This window comes from Pseudomonas sp. QE6 (assembly GCF_041379005.1).
Classification (GTDB): Bacteria; Pseudomonadota; Gammaproteobacteria; order Pseudomonadales; family Pseudomonadaceae; genus Pseudomonas.
In genome coordinates this window covers 2352763-2370721 of the sequence record NZ_CP166873.1, presented here as the reverse complement: position 1 = coordinate 2370721, position 17959 = coordinate 2352763, and the positions used below count along the sequence as shown (strand labels likewise).

The following is a 17959-nucleotide window of genomic DNA, read 5'->3' as shown; positions in this document are numbered from 1 at the left end:
GGATCAGGAGTAACGAATGAACTTTGACCAATCTGTAAAAACCGAGCACGGCGTCCGCCACGACATCGGAGAGCATCAAGTGTTTCTTCCCGAGGTTTCCGAGGCCGACCTTGGTGGCGACTTGGTATCTCGCTTCGCCGTGAGCAAGACCTTCATCAACGAATTGAAAGCCTTCACCGACTCGGTGATGAAAGACCCTCTGCTCTCTGAAGCTGGGAAAGAAGCGAAGTTGAAAGACTTCAGGCTGCGCGCTCTCGATACGCTGGCAATCCAGCTGGAGGGCGTAGAGAAATTCTCCGAAGGCATTCAGCGAGCCGAGGAAGAGCTTTACCGCGTGCCGGAACTACACCCGCAGAACGCAGCCGAGGCAATCATTGATCGGGAGATTCGCGACTACTTCCGTGGGCTCAGCGCGAATGAAAAAACCAAGATTCTGAACGAGATGAAGGCCAGCCCGAAATATGAGCGCATGGAGATTGCTCTCCTACGAGCGCCCTATATCGGCGTGGATTGGCAGACCAAGGACGTGCGCGAAAGCTGGAATGAGCGTCGCCGGCAAGCTGACCCCGCCGCGGCTCACGCGATCCAGGTCTTTAAGGACCAACTGGAGTGGGGCCAGAAAGCAATGAGCTTCATCGCCGGTATTGGCGTGAAATCCTGCGGCCTCAAAGACGAAACGATCAAGGTTCTGGTTAGAGCAGGACGGGATAAGGCAGCCAAGGCGTTCGGCTTCACCCAAGAGCAAATCGAGCACACGCGCCGGATCATCAAGATCGAAGACCAGCGCGGCCGATAGGAGTCCTTATGGCTTCAAAAGCTGTACGCAATCGTCCTACAGGAACTCGGAAAAAGCCCCCTCGTGGGGCTGCCGAGAAACTCCTGCAAATGGCCTCAGAGGGTTGGAACAAGAAGGGCTTGGCCTACGGGCTCGGTACCACCGTAGAAACCCTGAATTGCTGGCTAGATCTTTACCCGGAATTGCAGCAAGCCGTCGATCACGGGCGCGAACGTGAGCACAAAGCACTGTTCTCAAGCCTTTATGACTCGGCCACCAAGGGGGGCAACGTCACGGCCGCAATTTTCCTGCTGAAGGCGCGTCATGGCTATCGCGAGGGTGATCAGTCCGAAATCGCCAACCGAGTCAGCGTGACATTCGAGATGCCAGGGGCGATGTCCCTGGAGGACTTCACGAAGGACGTAACCCCTCGGCGGAAGGAGCTTCAGCATGAGCGCGATTGAGTTCAACACCTTCCAGCAACGCATGATGCTTGTTCCCGAAGAGCTCGATGTTTTCTGCGGTGGTGGACGGGGTGGCGGCAAATCCTATGGCCTAGCGCTGCTCTGCCTCCGTCACACGGAGCAATACAAGGAGAAGGCGCGCATCCTGTACCTGCGCCGTACCTACAAGGGCCTGGCTGACTTCGAACTGATCTGCAGAGAGCTGTTCGGTATGGTCTACGGCACCGCAGCACGCTACAACGCTGCCGAGCACATCTGGAGGATGCCCAACGGCGGATACATCGAGCTTGGCCAATTGGAGACGATGGCCGACTACACGAAGTATCAGGGTCGTTCCTTCACGCTGCTGATCATCGATGAGGCGGGCCAGTATCCGAGTCCTGATCTGCTCGATCTGATGCGCTCGAACCTTCGTGGTCCGAAGGATATGCCGATCCGCATGGTGATCGCTGCAAACCCTGGTGGGCCCGGTCACTACTGGCTAGCCAAGCGTTACGTCTTCAAGTCGGCGCCTTGGGTTCCATTCCTTGAGGAGAAGAGCAAGCGGCAGTGGATCTATGCCCCGTCGACCTTCGACAGCAACACCTTTATCGATACGGAGCAATACCGAGAGCAACTGGAATCGGCCTGCCCTGATGACCCTGAGCTGCTGCGGGCCTGGATGACTGGTGACTGGGCAGTAAACCGCGGTGCCTACTTCGCCTCTGTGCTGGACGAAGGGCGCAATGCTGTAGCCGTGTGGGATCACATTCCAAGCGGTTGGCAGACCTATCTCGCTCACGACTTCGGAAGCAGCGCCCCGAGCGCCACCTACGTGATCGCCAAATCACCTGGCGGAATTGGTCCGGATGGCGTGTTCTACCCGAGGGATAGCCTGGTGGCGGTCGATGAGCTTGCCACCTGCAAGAAGGACAATCCCAACGCCGGCCTTGGATGGACTGTCCCGGTGCTGGCAGAAGAGATCCTTGCCATGTGCAAGCATTGGAAGATGCGCCCGCAGGGCGTCGCAGATGATGCGATCTTTGCAAAAACCGGTCACGGTTCAGGCTCGATTGCTGATGAGTTCACGCGTTGTGGTGTTTACTTCGCCCCGGCCAAGAAGGCTGACCGAATCACCGGATGGAACATCATGCGCCGGCTGCTCGCTGATGCAGGTAAGCCAGATGTGCCAGGCCTGTACATCAGCCGCGGTTGCACCTACTTGTGGGAGACCCTCCCTACTCTCGCACGGGATCAGAAGCGGGTTGAGGATGTTGATAGCTCCGGGCCTGACCACGGCGCCGATGCGGTGCGCTATGGGTGCTTGAGACAAGTGCGGTCAGCCACGGTTACTACTCTTAGGATCTAACCCCATGCATGGGGTGCATGTACGCTAGCTAAGCCCTGCAGTCGGCCAATTTGGCCCACTGGAACCTAAATCCAGCGCCTGTAGTGGCAGATTGATGATGACTTTCTGTCGGATAGACGGGCGGATACGACGCTTAATGCGCCAGAATAAGTCGTGTATGCCGCCTTAGCGATGAATTGTGTAAGGTCTGGTTTACAGCTGGACAGAAAGCCAGTTGATGGCAATAGCACCATGTATTAGGTTGTTAACAAGCCTTAATCGGAAACACAACAGATGGACAAGCACAAGCGCCATGGTGCGAGCCAGCACGAGAAGGGCGAAGCCAGCTTCAACCTCGCCAGGTTGCGCAAATCTATCAATGGCGGTCACCGGGTCGTTCCTACAGGCCTGGCCACGGAAGAGCTGATCGAATGGATCTCTGGACCGACTGCCAAAGATGGCTCTGACCGTTGAATTAAGCGACTTCTTTAGCGCCAACTTCTCGCAATTCCCGCACGACGACAAAGTCAAAATCGCCCTGTTCATTAAGCATTGCCAGGCTAATGGCCTAAATGGCCTACCTGGCAAGCTTAAGCCGTCTACTGACGTCCCTGGGACCGATCCTGACTACTACACGAAGGTGCAGTACGCCCGAGATAACTACCTGTGGCACTACCACATCGGCATCCCGGACTACGAAAAGCTTAACCCCTTCTCGAAGGTGTTAACTTCACGTTACGTCCTTCATTTCCAGCGCTTCCCGGGCAACAAGGTCATCAGAATCGTCGACCTCGATGATCACCGCCCGATGACTCTCCCCAAGCGCGAGTACATGATCAAGACCTGATCCCCGGAATTCCTGGCATGTAAAAGCCAGCAAGGCCCGCGTCCGATCGCACTGTTGCAGTCCCGGAGAGGGGTCTAACCTGATCTCTGGTCACTTGAGTATCCAAGTGTTTGATTCTTTGGGGCGCCATGACTTTTTCCTTGTGGACATCGAATCGACCACTCGCCTGGCCGCTAGCGCTGACTCCCACAATTGCAGAACCCACTCCTCATAGGCGTCTACGTTGTAGTACCAGCTACGATTGAACCTCACCATCAAGTGCTCTGGTATGACCTTCTTGCACCTGCGAGAAGCCAAGGCCTTCTTGGTGATCCCAAGATATTCTGCCATTTGCCACTCAGGCAGCATTGGGGGCTGATGTGGCCTGTCCTCCAGAATCTCTGCGATCTCGCCGACCGTTTTCGTCAAGGCGCTCAACTGCTCGTGGAGCTTCCTTACCTGGATTGCCAAGGGTTCTCGCGCAGACATGATGAGTCCTCAATGAAGATTCCGTGCAGGTTTAGCACGCAAACTCGTTCAGCTCGACCGGTAAAAAGGGCTGATCGAATATCGATCAATCGAGGCGTCTAAGTGGCCCAGCAGCGCGCATCGTGTATGCCTACGTGTATGCCTATTCGCAAAACAAGCTGGAAAGCCTATACAGCTTGAACTGTTCGATTCCCTTCGCCCGCTCCAGAATCCCTTGCAAAAGCCCCCGGCAGCGTTCGTTGCCGGGGGCTTTTGCTTTTCAGTGCGCCACCCACATCAGGGCATGGAAAATCAAGCTATCTCCTTTTTCTACGGCAGCTGTGCTCCCACCCACAACAACTTGGCAGCCACACACAATCGGTATTCCTTTGCAGGGCTCCTCCACACAGCCAGAATCGATCGCGACCCAACAGGCGAATTGCTGGTCACCCATCCGCTTGCTCTGAGCCAACCACACATCCACCGCGGTCGATCACAATTGCCAACGGAGTGGTCTCATGAAGACTTTGATCTGTGCAGTTGCCTTGCTTGCCAGTACTGCCGCGCATGCTGATAAAACCCTGCGCTTCTACAACTGGAAGGACTACATCGATCCCGCTGTAATCGAGGAGTTTCAGAAGGAGTCCGGCATCACTGTAGAGACGCACTCCTTCACGACGACGGATGAACTGGTGCAGACAATGGCGAGCGGTGCGGCCTATGACGTCGTCGTACCGTCGCACTTCATGCTGCGCCAATTGCTGGCTGAGAATCGCCTGGCCCGGATCGATAACAAGCGCCTGAGCTACTACCCAAGCCTCGATCCATGGGTGACTTCCGCTCTCGCGGGCATCTCTGATGCCAACAGCTATACGGTTCCCTACTTGTGGGGATCAATTGGTTTGCTGATCAACCCCAAACTGGCCGAGGTGAACTATGGAGGCCCCGCGCCAGATAGCTGGAGCCTGCTGTTCGACGAACAGCAGGCCGCCAAGCTGGCGAAGTGTGGGCTGGGGATGCTCGATGCGGCCGAAGAGACTTCATCACTGCTACTCAACTACCGGGGCCACAGCCTGGCGACCAGCACGGCGCGTCAGATCGAGCGCAACCTGCGCTCGCTTCAACCTGTAGCGAAGCAGCTTCGATCGTTCGACAACTGGCGATTCATCGACGAGATGGTCGCCAACCGCCTTTGCGTCTCCATGAGCTGGAGTGGCCACGCGATCCTCGCCAAGGAGAAGAATCCGGAGCTTCGGTACGTTATTCCGGTCGAAGGCGCTGCGATCTATATCGACACCCTCGCGATCCCCGCCAACGCGCCGCACCCGGAGCTGGCGTATCAGTTCATTGATTTCCTGCTGCAGCCAGATAACGCGATTCGGAACGCCCGGGCAACGCGTTTCTACGCCCCCCTCCCCAGTTCCTCTCCGCAGATGCAGGCACTCTCGAAATCGTCCCCCGATCAGCTGCTGAGCACCGAGCAACGCCGCCGGAGCTATCTCCTGGAAAACCTGGAACCCAATCAGCGGGCATCGCTCAATCAAGCTTGGCAGCAGTTCAGGGCCAGCCGGAATTGAAGCAAAAAAGCCACGCGATGACTGGCTTTCTCGAATAACGGCCCAGTCGCGTAACCGTTCTCCCGCCCTTTGAACGATAAGTCGCGAAACTGTGCCAGGAGTTGTCCACCAAGGCGACTGGGCCCCTTTCTGGAAGTGGCTCGGCATGTCCTCCGGCCAGCGCCAAAGTCAGCGTCAGAATAGAAAAATAAGCCCGCCCCCTCGCAACGACGGTCTCCGTGGGCCGGGAGGCAGCCAACCGGCCCCACCGACGCCCTTACAACTGAACAATTGTTCAGCTATAAGATGACCGACCGTTCGGTTGAGTACGACCAAGTGCGCCACGCCCGTCATCACGCTCGACCTGATCAGACGCTCTGGATTAATCGAGTCGGAGAGCCCATGCGCCATCCCCTTTTCCAAACCCGCATCACCGAGCTGCTCGGCATTCGCCATCCCATCCTTTGCGGGGGCATGGGCCCCAGCGTTTCGGATGCGCGCTATGTGGCGGCCGTCGTCAACGCTGGCGGCATGGGGTTCATCGTTGCGGCCGGCTTTCCCGATCCGGAAGAGTTTCGCGCGCAATTGCGCCAATGCCGTGAGCTCACGTCCGGCAAGCGTTTTGGCGTGAATCTCTATCTTTCGGGCCAGGCCAAGGCGGTGGCTCTATTGCAGGAACAGGTGAGGATTCTCGCCGAAGAAGAAGTGCTCTGTGTCGAGACCTCTGGGGGGAGCCCCGAAGCAGTGCTTTCGTCGCTGCGGGAGGCAGGTATCAAAGTCCTGCACAAGGTTCCCGCTGTCCGTTACGCTCGATCCGCCGCGCGGCTTGGCGTGGATGCGGTGATAGTCGTGGGTAATGACTGCGGGGGCCATCCGGGCACCTATGGCATCAGCAGCATGGTTCAGGCAGCCCTTGCCCCAAGAGAGATTTCCGCTCCACTGGTCATCGGCGGCGGAATAGGAACCGGCAGCCAGTTGGCCGCGACACTCATGATGGGGGCGGATGCCATCCTGATGGGCTCGCGAATGCTGGTGTCCGAGGAGTTATGGATTCACCGCGACTACAAGGAACAACTGGTTCAGAGCGATGGAACGCAAAGCGTCGTCGTGAAGACCGGCCTGCGCCAGCATCACCGGGTTTTGAACAATGACAGCGCCAAGGCCGTTGCGGCATTGGACGCGGCGGGAGCGAGCGAATTCGAACGCTATCGCCCCCACGTAATGGGAGCGCTGACCACCCAGGCCTACCGGACGGGCGATAGCCGTCTTGGCATGCTCGACTACGGCCCATCGGTCGTGTTCGCCAACGCCGTGCAAACCGTGGAAGCCATCTTTGATGAGGTTCTGGACGATGCACAACGGGCCATGCGGCGCTTCGAAGGCCTCCGCTGCAACGCCCAGCTGTGAAGTGCCCGGTGTCCCTCGTTCAAGCGCGCAGATGGCAACTCAGGTCGCCCGTCATATCCAGCAGCGTGTAGTCCCTGAACGAGAAGCGCCATACGCCGTCGACACGCTCGAAGGCATCATGATACCGCCCACAGGCAATCGGCTGGAGCGGCAGGCTGTCGGTGCCCTGCAGGACAGTGAAGTACGATCTCGCCGTGGCGCGCCCCGAGGTCTCATCGACCTCGATGATCGGGTTGGTGACCAGGTGCTTCGTGCGCGGCGTTCCGCAGGGATGGATCTCTACCTGCTGGCGGAAGATGCGCAGGAGTTCGTCAGCCCCGACCCGCTCATCGCCGCTTTGCAGCTTGATTCGCGCATGCCGGAACAGCTCGGCCACGCCTTCCAGGTTTCCACCGTCCAGCAGCTCGGCGTATCGATACAGCAAGTTGGCGATCCGGGTTTCGCTGTTGCTCATGCAGGCACCCTCCTACAGGGGTTGGTGAGGCCACTGTAGGGGCATGACTGCTCCGCGGCTTCGTCCCGGTGGACTAAGGTCGCTCCGTTCCAGCAGCTCGCAGAAGAGCCAGCACGAGCGATGCGCGGTTGATCATTCCAGCCCGCGAAGTTGTCGCTTTTCATCAAGAGCCGCCTCCTACCCTCCCCTAGATTAGGCCCCGAGCAAGCCCCCGAACCGAACCCGGGGGCGGAGTCTGGAGGAGACCAGCCATGCAATCCGTCGAGCAGATCAAACGCAGCACCTCCATTGCAGAATGGGCCCAGCAGCGCCCGGAAGAGGCCTTCACCCTGCCCTCGCGCTACTTCTTCGACGAGCAGATCTTCGCCGCCGAACGCGACCGCATCTTCATGAGCGCCTGGCACCTCGCCGGGCACCGCAACGAGTTCGCCGAACCCGGGCAGTTCGTGGTTTGCGACATTTTCGACCAGAGCGTGGTGGTGGCCTGCGGCAACGACGGCCAGATCAACGCCTTCCACAATGTCTGCCAGCATCGCGGCAATCGCCTGCTCGACGTCCGCCGTGGCAACAACACGCGGGTCCTGCGCTGCGCCTACCACTCCTGGTGCTACGAGATGGACGGCAGCCTGCGCAGCGCGCCCCGCAGCGAGCGGCTGATCGCCTTCGACAAGCAGGACTTCAACATCCCAAAAATCCGCGTCGAGGAGCTCGGCGGCTTCGTCTACTTCAACTTCGACGCCGAGGCCCCGGCACTGGCCGAACTTTTCCCCGAGGCCGACGAGGAAATGCGCGCGGTCTTCCCCGACCTGGGCAAGATGCGCCTGATCGAGGAGCAGGACGTGATCGTTCCGGCCAACTGGAAAGTGATCATGGACAACTCCATCGAGGGCTATCACTTCAAGCTTTCCGGCCCCTGCCACATCGACCTGGCCAAGCTGATCGACTTCAAGGGCTACCGCCTGACCAAGCGCGACAACTGGTGGACCTACATCGCCCCGGCCAACCTGCAGGCCGAGGACGCCTACGGGGTGAAGCTCAGCGGCCCGCGCAACCCCGACGAGCGCTTCTTCAACATCGGCCTGTGGCCGAACAACACCTTCTACACCTTCCCGTTCTCCGAGTTCCTCGGCACCTTCATCATGATTCCGCTGGATGCCGAACGCTCGCTGCTGCGCTTCGGCTACTACAGCCCGCACGAAGAAGTCCCGGAGGTCTCGCACGCCTGCATGAAGTGGATGAACGAAGAACTCGGCCCGGAAGACATCGAGCTCAACATCAGCGTGCAGAAGGGCCTGCGCTCCCTCGGCTACGACCAGGGCCGCTACATGATCGACGCCGAACGCAGCAACGAGAGCGAACACCTGGTGCACCACTTCCACAAGCTGGTGTTCGACGGCATCAGCGGCCGCTGATCGCGCGCCAACCTGCCATGGGAGAGTCCTATGCTCGCGCATGAATACGACTACCTGATCATCGGCGCAGGCTCGGCCGGCTGTGTGCTGGCCAAGCGCCTGGGCGAGAACCCGGCGCTGCGCATCCTGGTGCTGGAGTCCGGCCCGGTGGACCGCAGCTGGACCATCGACATGCCCTCCGCCGTGGGCATCGTGGTGGGCGGCACGCGCTTCAACTGGAGCTACACCAGCGAGCCGGAACCGGGCCTGGACCACCGTCGCATCGGCACCCCGCGCGGGCGCACGCTGGGCGGTTCCTCTTCGATCAACGGCATGGTCTACATCCGTGGCCATGCCCGCGACTACGACGGCTGGGCCGAGCGCGGCTGCGAGGGCTGGAGTTATCGCGAAGTGCTGCCGTATTTCATCCGCGCGCAGAACCATCGCGACGGCGCCGACGCCTACCGGGGCGACGCCGGGCTGCTCCATGTCACCCCCGGCGATACCTCGCCGCCGCTGTGCCGGGCCCTCATCCAGGCCGGCCAGCAGGCCGGCTACGGCTACAGCCCCGACCTCAACGGTTATCGCCAGGAGGGCTTCGGCCCGGTGGACCGCACCACCCGCGACGGCAAGCGCTGGAGTACCGCACGCGGCTACCTGGCCGAGGCCCTGAAAGGCGGCAACGTCACCGTGGCGACCTCGGCATTGAGCCGGCGCATCCTCTTCGACGGCGACCAGGCCTATGGCGTCGAGTTCGAAATGGACGGCGAACTGCATCAGGTGCGCGCACGCAATGAAGTGCTGCTCAGCGCCGGTGCGATCAACTCGCCACAGTTGTTGATGCTCTCCGGCGTCGGGCCGGCCAAGGAACTGGAGCGCCTGGGCATCCCCGTGGTGCGTGACCTGCCGGGCGTCGGCCAACGCCTCAACGACCACCCGGACACCGTGGTGCAGTACCGCTGCAAGCGCCCGGTCTCCATCTACCCCTGGACCCGCGCCCCCGGCAAGTGGCTCATCGGCGCCCGCTGGTTCGCCAGTCACGATGGGCTCGCGGCAAGCAATCACTTCGAGGCCGGCGCGTTCATCCGTTCACGGGCCGGGGTCGAGTTTCCCGACCTGCAGCTGACCTTCATGCCACTGGCGGTGCAGCCGGGCAGCGTCGACCTGGTGCCGGAACACGCCTTCCAGGTACATATCGACCTGATGCGCCCGACCAGCCTGGGCAGCGTCAGCCTGGCCAGCGCCGATCCGCGCCAGGCGCCGCGCATCGCCTTCAACTACCTGACCACCGAGCGCGACCGCGCCGACATGCGCGCCGGCGCCCGCCTGGTGCGCGAAATCCTCGCCCAGCCGGCCATGGCCGCCTATGCCGGTGACGAGCTGGTGCCCGGCGCCGACCAGCAAAGCGACGCCCAGCTCGACGCCTGGGCCCGGCGCGTCACCGAGACGGGCTACCACGCCAGCGGCACCTGCAAGATGGGGCCCGCCTGCGACCCCGAGGCGGTGGTCGACCCGCAGCTGCGCGTGCACGGTCTGCGCGGGTTGCGCGTGGTCGATGCGTCGATCATGCCGGAGATCGTCAGCGGCAACACCAACGCGCCCACCGTGATGATCGCCGAGAAGGCCAGCGACCTGATCCGGGGTCACGGCCCACTGCCAGCCAGCGATGCGCCGGTATGGATTCACCCGCGCTGGCGCGAATGCCAGCGTTGAAGCGCACTTGCCAAAGCCGGCCCGCTCCGCTTGCATGGGCGCTGCGGGCCTTTCCATTCGAGCGAGGCGGCGGCCAATGCAGCCGGCGCCCATTTCCGTGCCAGGTGCCACCATGAAACGAACCGAACCCCTCAGCCTGGATTGGCAGGACCCCAGCCAACCGCCGCTGCGCATCGGCATCCTGCTGCTGCCGTCGTTCTCCAACTTCGGCCTGGCCGCGCTGATCGAGCCGCTGTCGATTGCCAACTGGCTGGCCCAGCGCAGCCTGTTCCAGTGGACCCTGCTGTCGGTGGACGGCCAGCCGGTACCCGCCAGCAACGGCCTGCTCGCCAGCCCCCAGGCAAGCATCGGCGAACCCGGTGAATTCGACGCCTGCGTGGTGATCGCCAGCTTCGACGTGCACCGCCACGCGCGTAACCCCGCGCTCAAGGCCTGGATCAAGCGCCAGGCGGCCTTCGGCGCGGTACTGGTCGGCATCGAGACCGGCACCGAACTGCTGGCCGCCGCCGGTGTGCTCGACGGTCACCCCGCCGCGGTGCACTGGGACAACCTGCAAGGCTTCCAGGAGAGCTACCCGAAGGTGCAGGCCTGCGCCCAGCTCTACTGCCTGGCCCGCACCCGCCTGACCTGCGCGGGCGCCACCGCAGTGCTGGACATGCTCCTCAGCTGGCTGGACAGCCTGGCCGGCGGCAACCTGGCGCGCGAAGTGGCCATGCACATGCTCATCGAGCAGGTGCGCGAGCCGCAGGTGCAGCAGGCCGAAGGCTACCGCCGCAGCCTGCACGCCCAGGCCGGCAAGATGAGCCGCGCCATCGAGTTGATGGAGCAGCATCTGGAGGAACCCTTGAGCTGCGAGGTCATCGCCGAGCGGGTCTCGCTGTCACGCCGGCAGCTGGAGCGACAGTTCATGCAGCACACCGGCCTGACCCCGCTCCAGTACTACCTCAGCCTGCGCCTGGCGCGCGCCCACAACCTGCTGCAACAGACCCGCATGAGCGTGGCCCAGGTCGCTGCCAGCGCGGGCTTCGGCTCGCTCGAACACTTTTCCCGCGCCTACCGGGCCAAGTTCGGCTGCCCGCCGAGCAACGACCGCTCGCAGAGCCTGAACGCGCCGGTCATGCGCCAGCCATTGGCCCACGACCCTTCGCTGCTGCCGCACTAGCGGCGCCTGCAACGCGTCAGCGGGTCGCGGGCACCCCGTCAGGCGCGGTAGTCGGGCTCTTCCTCATCGAGGATCGCCTGCAACGCGGCGAAATGGCGGACAGCGAAGTCCGGGTAGTCCAACCACTGGCGGCAGGTCTTGCGCGCCACCTCGTCGCTGGCGATGCGCAGCGGACGGCCGCTGGAAAGCGCGGTGAGATAGATCTCGCAGGCCCGCTCGAAGTAGTAGAGGTCATCGAATGCCTGCGCCACGCTGGGCGCCGCCACCAGCACGCCGTGGTTGCCCATCAGCAGGATCGGCTTGTCGCCGAGCTGGCGGCTGACCCGCTCGGCCTCGTCCCCCAGGCCCATGCCGTCGAAGCCCTCGTCGATCGCCACGCGCTCGAAGAAGCGCATGGAGTTCTGCTCGATCGGCGGCAGGCGCGAATCGGCCAGGCAGGCCAGCGCGGTGGCGTACTTCGAGTGCACATGGAGGATGCAGCGCGCATGCCGGTGGCGACGGTGCAAGGCGCCATGCAGGGCCCAGGCTGTGATGTCGGGGGCGTCCGGGCGGTTCAGCACGGAAGGGTCGTCGGCGTCGAGCAGCAGCAGGTCGCTGGCGCGCACCCGCGAGAAGTGCCGGCCATAGGGGTTGATCAGGAAGCGCCGGCCATCCTCGGACACCGCCAGGCTGAAGTGGTTGGCGATCGCCTCGTGCATCCCCAGTCGGGCAGTCCAGCGGAAGGCGCAGGCAAGCTCGGCGCGGGCCTGGGCATGAGCATCAAGAACGGCAACGGATTCAGTGGGCATGGCAGCTCCTCGGAGGCGCGGGTGCGTCGGGGTCGTCTCCGAGTCTAGGGAAGGCATCACCGGCGACTTGATGCGATGCGACCTTACTTGCCGCAAATGGACGAGGCGCCGCCAATTTCCCAGCCCTAGAGTTGCCGCGAAGTCCAGATCGCGCGGACGCCAACCACCAGCCCCTGAATTCACACCACAGTGCTCGGAGCCCGAGTCATGCCTGAATACCACTTGATCGACCGTCTCGAAATCGAAGGCCTCTACGTCCGCTATTGCGACCTCGTCGACAGCAAGCGCTTCGATGAATTGGGCGACGTCTTCATGGACGAAGCCACCGGCGACTACACCCAGGCCCTGGGCCCCGGCGTGGTCAGTCCGAATCTCGCGAGCCTGATCGCGTCCATGCATCTGAACCTCGGGGAAGGCTCCAACTGTGGCGCCACGCACCACAACGTCGGCAACTTCACCATCGATATCGACGGCAACTCCGCCACCAGCAAAGTCCATTACTACGCCGTCCATCGCGGCATCAATGACTGTGCCGGGGCGCTCTATTCGATGTGGGGGCAGTACGAGGACAGGCTGGAAAAGACTGCGGCCGGCTGGCGGGTAAAGGCCAGGGTCTACAAGTGCTTCCTCTCCGAAGGGCCGGCTGCGGTGGTGAGTGCTTCGGCGCGTTGAAATCCCTTGCGCCCGAATTCATCTGCGATAGATGAATTCGGGCGCAACTGGAGAAGGCCAGCAGCAGTTGTCCCTTTGCCGAAGAGCCACCCTCCTCCGATCACACCCCATATTCATCATGCCGCCGCCACCAGAGGCCCTGCTCGTTACGCCCAAGCGGCGCCCGGTCCAGCCAGGTGTACATGCTCCACAGGGCATCCAGTCCACGCGCATAGGTGGAGTAGCTGTGGTAGATGGCGCCGTCCTCGCGGATGAAGGTGCTCAGGCCGGGGCGGTCGCGGGCGAAGGTGGGCACGTCGGTGCCGCAGCGGGCGGCGAAGCGGGTCATGGTTTCGGGGATACGGGAGATGTCGAGAGCCGGCTCGCTTCGCCCGTAGTTGTAGTCGATCGCGCCGACGCGCTGCTGTTCCTGGGTGAAGGCGACGTTGAAGTCGAAGTTGAAGTCGCTGTCCTTCGATGAGGCCCAGGGGAAGCGCCAGCCCATGCGCCGCTGGTAGGCCTGCAGTTTTTCCAGTGGCGCGCGGGAAACGGCGCAGAGCGTCACGTCATGGTTGGCCAGGTGGACGACGATGCCGTCGAAGCCGTCGGCGATAGCCGAGCAGGACGGGCAGCCGGCGCTGTAGTCCGGGCCGAACATGAAGTGGTAGACCAAGAGTTGCGAGCGCCCCTGGAACAGTTCGGCAAGGGTGGCAGGGCCATCCGCCGTGTCGAAGCGGTAGGCCTTGTCGACCTTGACCCAGGGCAGCGCCTGGCGTCGGCGGGCGAGTTCGTCGCTCTGGCGGGTCAGGGCCTTTTCGGCGTCGAGCAGCTCCAGGCGGGCCGCCAGCCATTGTTCGCGGGTGGCGAGGGGGTGCGTTGCCATGGGGAAATCCTCCGGTCGCCGGTGGCGACAAATCGGTCGATGGGCGAGGGATAGGCTAGGCTCGGGGCCTGGCATGGCGGGAGTGACAAATGTGGCGGGAATGACACGCGTGGCAAGACTGCGATGGACTCCCTGGTAGCGGCTGCCGCGCGGTCGCTGGCGGCGGGCGACCCGCTGGCGGCGCTGAACCGCATCGCCCTGCGCGAGGATCCGCCGGCGCTGGCGTTGCGCGGCATCGCCATGGCGCAGTTGGGCGACCTGGGCCGTGCCCGCTTGCTGCTGCGCCGGGCGGCTCGCGCCTTCGGGCCACGGGAGGCGATGTCGCGCGCCCGCTGTATCGTCGCCGAGGCGGAAGTGGCGCTCGCCAGCCGAGATCTCGGTTGGCCGCCTAAAGCGCTGGCCGCCGCTCGGGCGACGCTGGAGACGCACGGCGACCGGCTGAATGCCGCCCATGCCAGCTACCTGGAAATCCGCCGCCTGCTACTGATCGGCCGGGTCGACGACGCCGAGCGGCAGTTGGCGGAGCTCGACCCCGCCCCCCTGCCCCCGGCCCTGGGCACGACCCACGCGCTGATCAGCGCCGGCATCGCCTTGCGCCGGGTGCAGAGTGCGGCGGCGCGGGAGGCCCTTTCCCAGGCGCTGTACCAAGCCCAGCGCGCCGGCATTCCCGCGCTGCTGGCGGAGGTCGAGCGGGCCATGGCGCTGCTCGATGCGCCCGCCGCCCGGTTGATCGATGGCAGCCACACGCGACCGCTGCGGCTCGATGAAGTGGAGCAACTGCGGGCCTCCGATGCGCTGCTGGTGGATGCCTGCCGCTATGCGGTGTGCCGGGGCGGGATGGCGATCTCGCTGGCGCGCCGTCCGGTGCTGTTCTGCCTGGCCCAGGCGCTGGCCGAAAGCTGGCCCGCCGATGTGCCGCGCAACACGCTGATCGCCCGTGCCTTCCGCACCCACACGCCGGACGAAACCCACCGCGCCCGCCTGCGGGTGGAGATCGGCCGCCTGCGCAAGGCGCTCGCTGCGCTGGCCGAGGTGAAGGCAACGCCACGTGGCTTCACTCTCGCGCCGCTGGCCACGCGGGAGGTCTGCGTGCTGGCCCGGCCGCTGGAGGAGCGCCACGCGGGAGTGCTGGCGTGCCTGGCGGATGGCGAGGCGTGGTCGAGTTCGGCGCTGGCCCTGGCGCTGGGCGCCAGCCAGCGCACCGTGCAGCGCGCGCTCGACGCCCTGGCGGAGGCCGGCAAGGTGCAGTCCTTCGGCCAGGGACGCGCGCGGCGCTGGACCGCCCCCACGGTGCCGGGTTTCGCGACGACCTTGTTACTCCCCACGCCCTGGTCGGGGAACTAGGCTGGAGTCTCAATCACTTCAGACGAGGACTGCCCCATGAAACGCTCAACTGCCGAGATCCTCGGCGAATTCGGTCCCTTCCCCGGGGTCGACGCGGTCCACGGCGTCACCTTCGACGGCGAGCGCGTGTGGTTCGCCGTCGGTGAGAAGCTGATCGCCCTCGACCCGGACAACGGTAAAACCGTCCGTACGCTGAACGTCCCCGGCGATGCCGGGACGGCCTTCGATGGCCAGCACCTGTATCAGATCGCCGATGCGCGCATCCAGAAGATCGATCTGGCGACCGGCGAGGTGCTGGCCAGCATCCCCGCCCCCGGCAATGGCGCCGATTCGGGCCTGGCCTGGGCCGAAGGCACACTCTGGGTCGGGCAGTACCGCGAGCGGAAGATCCACCAGATCGACCCGGACAGCGGGAAAGTGCTGCGCACGCTGGAGTCCAACCGCTTCGTCACCGGGGTTTCCTGGGTCGACGGCGAACTCTGGCACGGCACCTGGGAGAACGAGCGCAGCGACATCCGGCGCATCGACCCCGGCACCGGCGAAGTGCTGGAGAGCGTGGAGATGCCGGATGGCATCGGCGTCTCCGGGCTGGAATCCGACGGCGGCGAGCGCTTCTTCTGCGGCGGTGGCAGCAGCGGCAAGCTGCGCGCCGTGCGGAGACCCGCCCGGCGCACGGCTTGAGCGACGGTCAGCGCAGCCGCAGCAGCCGATCCAGCGACCAGCCGCCCGCTCCGCGGGCGATCAGCAGCAGCAACAGGCCGGCCCATGACAGGTGAGTGGGCCAGGCGTCCGGATAGACGAAGACTTCGATCACCGTGGTCATCCCCAATAGCGCCAGCGCCGACAGGCGGGTGAACAGGCCGAGCACCAGCAGGATCGGGAACAGGTGTTCGGCGTAGGTCGCCAGGTGCGCCGCGAGGTAGGGCGAGATCAGCGGCAACGCGTACTCGGTCTGGAACAGGTCGTAGGTGCTCGGGGTGATGGTCAGCAGGCCCTCGACCTTGGTCCGCCCGGACATGAAGAACACCGAAGCGATCCCCAGCCGCGCCACCAGGCACAGGAAGGATTCGCCAAGGCAGCGCTGCAGGCAGTCGGCCAACTGGTTCCACAGCCGGCGGGGCGACGCGGGAGAGGGATGGGCGATGTCCATGGCGGGCTCCTTCAATCGAGGCAAAGGGGACGGAAGACATTGGCGCGCAGCAGGCGGCCGAGCAGGTCGGTGAAGTCGAGATCGGGCTGAGCCTCCAGCGCCAGCGTCGAGACCTGGTCGAGGACATGGCCGGCGGCGCAGGCATCGAGGAAGGCACAGCCGCCTTTCTCCAGCGGCAGCCCGACAACGCCCTCGGAGCCGGCCACCAGCAGTGCACCCTCGCCGATCCACGGCAGTTCCTCCGGCCAGTCCAGGCCTTCGCGGCTGCAGTGCCAGAGGCTGTACACCGGCTGTGTCTCGAACCAGCGCCAGCGCACCGCGCGGCGTGGTTGCAGGCAGAGCCCGCCGAGATCGCTGGCGGTCATGCCCAGCAGCGACGTCAGCTCCAGGCTCGGCTCGGTGGGCGCGCAGAAAACCTCCAGCCAGTCGCGATCCAGCCGCGCCACATCGGCCAGGTACGGCAACTCGCGAGCGCTTTCCAGATCCGCGAGAAAGGCCGGGAACGCCGCCCCGTAGCGCGCCATCCGCGCATCGGTCGGTGGCGAGCGCCAGGCGTATTCGGCGGCAGCGGCGCGCATCCACGGCGTGCCGACCAGCCGCTCGACGCTGGGGTAGTTGTCGCAGAGGGCGTCCACGCAACCCTTGAGTACGGTGTTGCGGTAGACGGCGAAGGCCGCCTGTGAGGTCAGCGCATCCAGTTCGGGGGCCGGGCGCTGGTAGAGGGCGTCGATGAAGGCGTCCTGGAACTGGCCGAGGGTGCGTTTCATGGGCAGCCTCCTGCGAGATTCAGCGTGGCCTGGGCGATCTCGCGCTCGGCCAGCAGTTCGCCGAACGCGGGGATATGGTCATCCCGCTCGATCAGCGTCGGCCGTGGCCCGATGCGCTGGACCAGGCGTTGGTAGAGCGCCCAGACCGGCTCGGCGATGGCAGCGTCGTGGGAGTCGATCAACAACGTGCCGCCTTCGTCGTGGCTGTACCCGGCAAGATGAATCTCGGCGATGGCCTCGGCGGGCACCCGGTACAGGTAGGCGGCGGCACTGTAGTCGAGGTTGTGGGCGCTGACATGGACGTTGTTGACGTCCAGCAGCAGCGCGCAACCCGTGCGCCGCACCAGTTCGGCGAGGAAGTCGATCTCGTCCCAGTCGTGGCCGTCCAAGCGCAGGTAATGGCTCGGGTTCTCGATGGCGATGCGTCGACCGAGGGCGTCCTGGGTGCGCTGGATATTGTCGGCGATGCGCGCCAGCGCCTCGTCAGTACGTGGGAAGGGCAACAGGTCAGGGTGATACTTGCCGCGCCAGGCGGACCAGGCCAGGTGCTCGGAGACCAGCGCCGGCTCGACGCGGTCCACCAGCACGCGCAGGCGTTGCAGGTGCTCCGTATCCGGCGGGGCGTCCGCCGCCAGGGACAGCGAGACGCCGTGCAGCGAGAGCGGGTGGCGCTCGGCCATCCGCTCAAGCCAGGTGCGGCGAGGGCCGCCGACCATGTAGTTCTCCGGATGGACCTCGAACCACAGGCCGTCGGCGTCGCACGTCCAGGCTTCGCCGTAATGCTCGGCCTTCAGCCCCAGACCGGCGCCCATTCGGTTGCACACGGACATGGT

The 17959-nt window shown here is 63.9% G+C and carries 19 protein-coding genes; 13 read left to right on the top strand and 6 right to left on the bottom strand.

Going from position 1 to position 17959, the window contains the following annotated elements:
* Positions 1-16 precede the first annotated feature (16 nt).
* The 7 genes from ACAW63_RS10920 to ACAW63_RS10890 all read left to right on the top strand — a co-directional run bounded on the left by ACAW63_RS10920 (position 17) and on the right by ACAW63_RS10890 (position 6823).
* On the top strand, positions 17-796 hold the full coding sequence (locus ACAW63_RS10920) for a hypothetical protein (RefSeq protein WP_371233613.1): 780 nt from the start codon (positions 17-19) through the stop codon (positions 794-796).
* Positions 797-804: 8 nt separating this feature from the next.
* A complete protein-coding gene (locus ACAW63_RS10915; RefSeq protein ID WP_371233611.1) occupies positions 805-1239 on the top strand; it encodes a hypothetical protein in 435 nt (144 codons plus the stop codon).
* Positions 1226-2587, top strand: coding sequence for a phage terminase large subunit (locus ACAW63_RS10910; RefSeq protein ID WP_371233609.1), 1362 nt, complete (start codon positions 1226-1228; stop codon positions 2585-2587). The genes ACAW63_RS10915 and ACAW63_RS10910 overlap by 14 nt, the downstream gene beginning before the upstream one ends.
* Positions 2588-2860: 273 nt before the next feature.
* On the top strand, positions 2861-3040 hold the full coding sequence (locus ACAW63_RS10905) for a hypothetical protein (protein ID WP_169890487.1): 180 nt from the start codon (positions 2861-2863) through the stop codon (positions 3038-3040).
* A complete protein-coding gene (locus ACAW63_RS10900) occupies positions 3024-3413 on the top strand; it encodes a hypothetical protein (protein ID WP_371233608.1) in 390 nt (129 codons plus the stop codon). The genes ACAW63_RS10905 and ACAW63_RS10900 overlap by 17 nt, the downstream gene beginning before the upstream one ends.
* Before the next feature lie 965 nt (positions 3414-4378).
* Entirely contained in the window at positions 4379-5437 is a 1059-nt protein-coding gene (locus tag ACAW63_RS10895) for an extracellular solute-binding protein (RefSeq protein WP_371233607.1), read from the top strand.
* 381 nt (positions 5438-5818) lie between these two features.
* Positions 5819-6823 (top strand): NAD(P)H-dependent flavin oxidoreductase, encoded by a 1005-nt coding sequence (locus tag ACAW63_RS10890; protein ID WP_371233606.1) that lies wholly within the window; start codon positions 5819-5821, stop codon positions 6821-6823.
* Positions 6824-6842: 19 nt separating this feature from the next.
* Here the strand turns inward: ACAW63_RS10890 and ACAW63_RS10885 are convergent, their stop codons facing one another.
* Complete coding sequence (locus ACAW63_RS10885; protein WP_371233604.1) at positions 6843-7277, bottom strand: nuclear transport factor 2 family protein; 435 nt, start codon at positions 7275-7277, stop codon at positions 6843-6845.
* A gap of 251 nt (positions 7278-7528) precedes the next feature.
* Between ACAW63_RS10885 and ACAW63_RS10880 the strand changes: the two genes are divergently transcribed.
* The 3 genes from ACAW63_RS10880 to ACAW63_RS10870 all read left to right on the top strand — a co-directional run bounded on the left by ACAW63_RS10880 (position 7529) and on the right by ACAW63_RS10870 (position 11543).
* Positions 7529-8689 carry an aromatic ring-hydroxylating dioxygenase subunit alpha gene (locus ACAW63_RS10880; protein ID WP_371233603.1) on the top strand — a complete coding sequence of 387 codons (1161 nt, stop codon included), beginning with the start codon at positions 7529-7531 and terminating at the stop codon, positions 8687-8689.
* 30 nt (positions 8690-8719) lie between these two features.
* Positions 8720-10381 (top strand): choline dehydrogenase, encoded by a 1662-nt coding sequence (locus tag ACAW63_RS10875; protein ID WP_371233601.1) that lies wholly within the window; start codon positions 8720-8722, stop codon positions 10379-10381.
* Between the two features lie 112 nt (positions 10382-10493).
* Positions 10494-11543, top strand: a complete 1050-nt coding sequence (locus ACAW63_RS10870) for a GlxA family transcriptional regulator (RefSeq protein ID WP_371233600.1) — start codon at positions 10494-10496, stop codon at positions 11541-11543.
* Positions 11544-11581: 38 nt separating this feature from the next.
* Here ACAW63_RS10870 and ACAW63_RS10865 read toward each other — a convergent pair whose 3' ends face one another.
* Positions 11582-12331, bottom strand: a complete 750-nt coding sequence (locus ACAW63_RS10865) for a class II aldolase and adducin N-terminal domain-containing protein (protein WP_371233598.1) — start codon at positions 12329-12331, stop codon at positions 11582-11584.
* Between the two features lie 207 nt (positions 12332-12538).
* Between ACAW63_RS10865 and ACAW63_RS10860 the strand changes: the two genes are divergently transcribed.
* Positions 12539-13003 carry a nuclear transport factor 2 family protein gene (locus tag ACAW63_RS10860; RefSeq protein WP_371233596.1) on the top strand — a complete coding sequence of 155 codons (465 nt, stop codon included), beginning with the start codon at positions 12539-12541 and terminating at the stop codon, positions 13001-13003.
* A 100-nt stretch (positions 13004-13103) separates the two neighbouring features.
* Here the strand turns inward: ACAW63_RS10860 and ACAW63_RS10855 are convergent, their stop codons facing one another.
* On the bottom strand, positions 13104-13865 hold the full coding sequence (locus ACAW63_RS10855; RefSeq protein WP_371233594.1) for a DUF899 domain-containing protein: 762 nt from the start codon (positions 13863-13865) through the stop codon (positions 13104-13106).
* A gap of 123 nt (positions 13866-13988) precedes the next feature.
* Between ACAW63_RS10855 and ACAW63_RS10850 the strand changes: the two genes are divergently transcribed.
* Both ACAW63_RS10850 and ACAW63_RS10845 read left to right on the top strand, forming a co-directional pair.
* Complete coding sequence (locus ACAW63_RS10850) at positions 13989-15209, top strand: helix-turn-helix domain-containing protein (protein WP_371233593.1); 1221 nt, start codon at positions 13989-13991, stop codon at positions 15207-15209.
* A gap of 36 nt (positions 15210-15245) precedes the next feature.
* Positions 15246-15890: a glutaminyl-peptide cyclotransferase gene (locus tag ACAW63_RS10845; protein ID WP_371233591.1), complete on the top strand. Its 645-nt coding sequence runs from the start codon at positions 15246-15248 to the stop codon at positions 15888-15890.
* A gap of 7 nt (positions 15891-15897) precedes the next feature.
* On the opposite strand, the gene ACAW63_RS10840 is transcribed toward ACAW63_RS10845, so the two are convergent.
* From ACAW63_RS10840 to ACAW63_RS10830, 3 genes are read right to left on the bottom strand one after another with little or no spacing between them, the layout of a single operon-like run.
* A complete protein-coding gene (locus tag ACAW63_RS10840) occupies positions 15898-16359 on the bottom strand; it encodes a DoxX family protein (protein WP_343574530.1) in 462 nt (153 codons plus the stop codon).
* A gap of 11 nt (positions 16360-16370) precedes the next feature.
* On the bottom strand, positions 16371-17126 hold the full coding sequence (locus tag ACAW63_RS10835; protein WP_371233589.1) for a DNA-binding domain-containing protein: 756 nt from the start codon (positions 17124-17126) through the stop codon (positions 16371-16373).
* On the bottom strand, positions 17123-17956 hold the full coding sequence (locus tag ACAW63_RS10830; protein ID WP_371233588.1) for a DUF692 domain-containing protein: 834 nt from the start codon (positions 17954-17956) through the stop codon (positions 17123-17125). The genes ACAW63_RS10835 and ACAW63_RS10830 overlap by 4 nt, the downstream gene beginning before the upstream one ends.
* Positions 17957-17959: the final 3 nt, after the last annotated feature.

Bases quoted from the DNA above. Each gene is read 5' to 3' on its own strand.
- ACAW63_RS10845 (WP_371233591.1), top strand. From the start codon at position 15,246: ATGAAACGCTCAACTGCCGAGATCCTCGGCGAATTCGGTCCCTTCCCC.
- ACAW63_RS10880 (WP_371233603.1), top strand. From the start codon at position 7,529: ATGCAATCCGTCGAGCAGATCAAACGCAGCACCTCCATTGCAGAATGG.
- ACAW63_RS10920 (WP_371233613.1), top strand. From the start codon at position 17: ATGAACTTTGACCAATCTGTAAAAACCGAGCACGGCGTCCGCCACGAC.
- ACAW63_RS10890 (WP_371233606.1), top strand. From the start codon at position 5,819: ATGCGCCATCCCCTTTTCCAAACCCGCATCACCGAGCTGCTCGGCATT.
- ACAW63_RS10905 (WP_169890487.1), top strand. From the start codon at position 2,861: ATGGACAAGCACAAGCGCCATGGTGCGAGCCAGCACGAGAAGGGCGAA.
- ACAW63_RS10855 (WP_371233594.1), bottom strand. From the start codon at position 13,865: ATGGCAACGCACCCCCTCGCCACCCGCGAACAATGGCTGGCGGCCCGC.
- ACAW63_RS10910 (WP_371233609.1), top strand. From the start codon at position 1,226: ATGAGCGCGATTGAGTTCAACACCTTCCAGCAACGCATGATGCTTGTT.
- ACAW63_RS10840 (WP_343574530.1), bottom strand. From the start codon at position 16,359: ATGGACATCGCCCATCCCTCTCCCGCGTCGCCCCGCCGGCTGTGGAAC.
- ACAW63_RS10885 (WP_371233604.1), bottom strand. From the start codon at position 7,277: ATGAGCAACAGCGAAACCCGGATCGCCAACTTGCTGTATCGATACGCC.
- ACAW63_RS10915 (WP_371233611.1), top strand. From the start codon at position 805: ATGGCTTCAAAAGCTGTACGCAATCGTCCTACAGGAACTCGGAAAAAG.
- ACAW63_RS10860 (WP_371233596.1), top strand. From the start codon at position 12,539: ATGCCTGAATACCACTTGATCGACCGTCTCGAAATCGAAGGCCTCTAC.
- ACAW63_RS10865 (WP_371233598.1), bottom strand. From the start codon at position 12,331: ATGCCCACTGAATCCGTTGCCGTTCTTGATGCTCATGCCCAGGCCCGC.
- ACAW63_RS10900 (WP_371233608.1), top strand. From the start codon at position 3,024: ATGGCTCTGACCGTTGAATTAAGCGACTTCTTTAGCGCCAACTTCTCG.
- ACAW63_RS10895 (WP_371233607.1), top strand. From the start codon at position 4,379: ATGAAGACTTTGATCTGTGCAGTTGCCTTGCTTGCCAGTACTGCCGCG.
- ACAW63_RS10875 (WP_371233601.1), top strand. From the start codon at position 8,720: ATGCTCGCGCATGAATACGACTACCTGATCATCGGCGCAGGCTCGGCC.
- ACAW63_RS10870 (WP_371233600.1), top strand. From the start codon at position 10,494: ATGAAACGAACCGAACCCCTCAGCCTGGATTGGCAGGACCCCAGCCAA.
- ACAW63_RS10850 (WP_371233593.1), top strand. From the start codon at position 13,989: ATGGACTCCCTGGTAGCGGCTGCCGCGCGGTCGCTGGCGGCGGGCGAC.
- ACAW63_RS10830 (WP_371233588.1), bottom strand. From the start codon at position 17,956: ATGTCCGTGTGCAACCGAATGGGCGCCGGTCTGGGGCTGAAGGCCGAG.
- ACAW63_RS10835 (WP_371233589.1), bottom strand. From the start codon at position 17,126: ATGAAACGCACCCTCGGCCAGTTCCAGGACGCCTTCATCGACGCCCTC.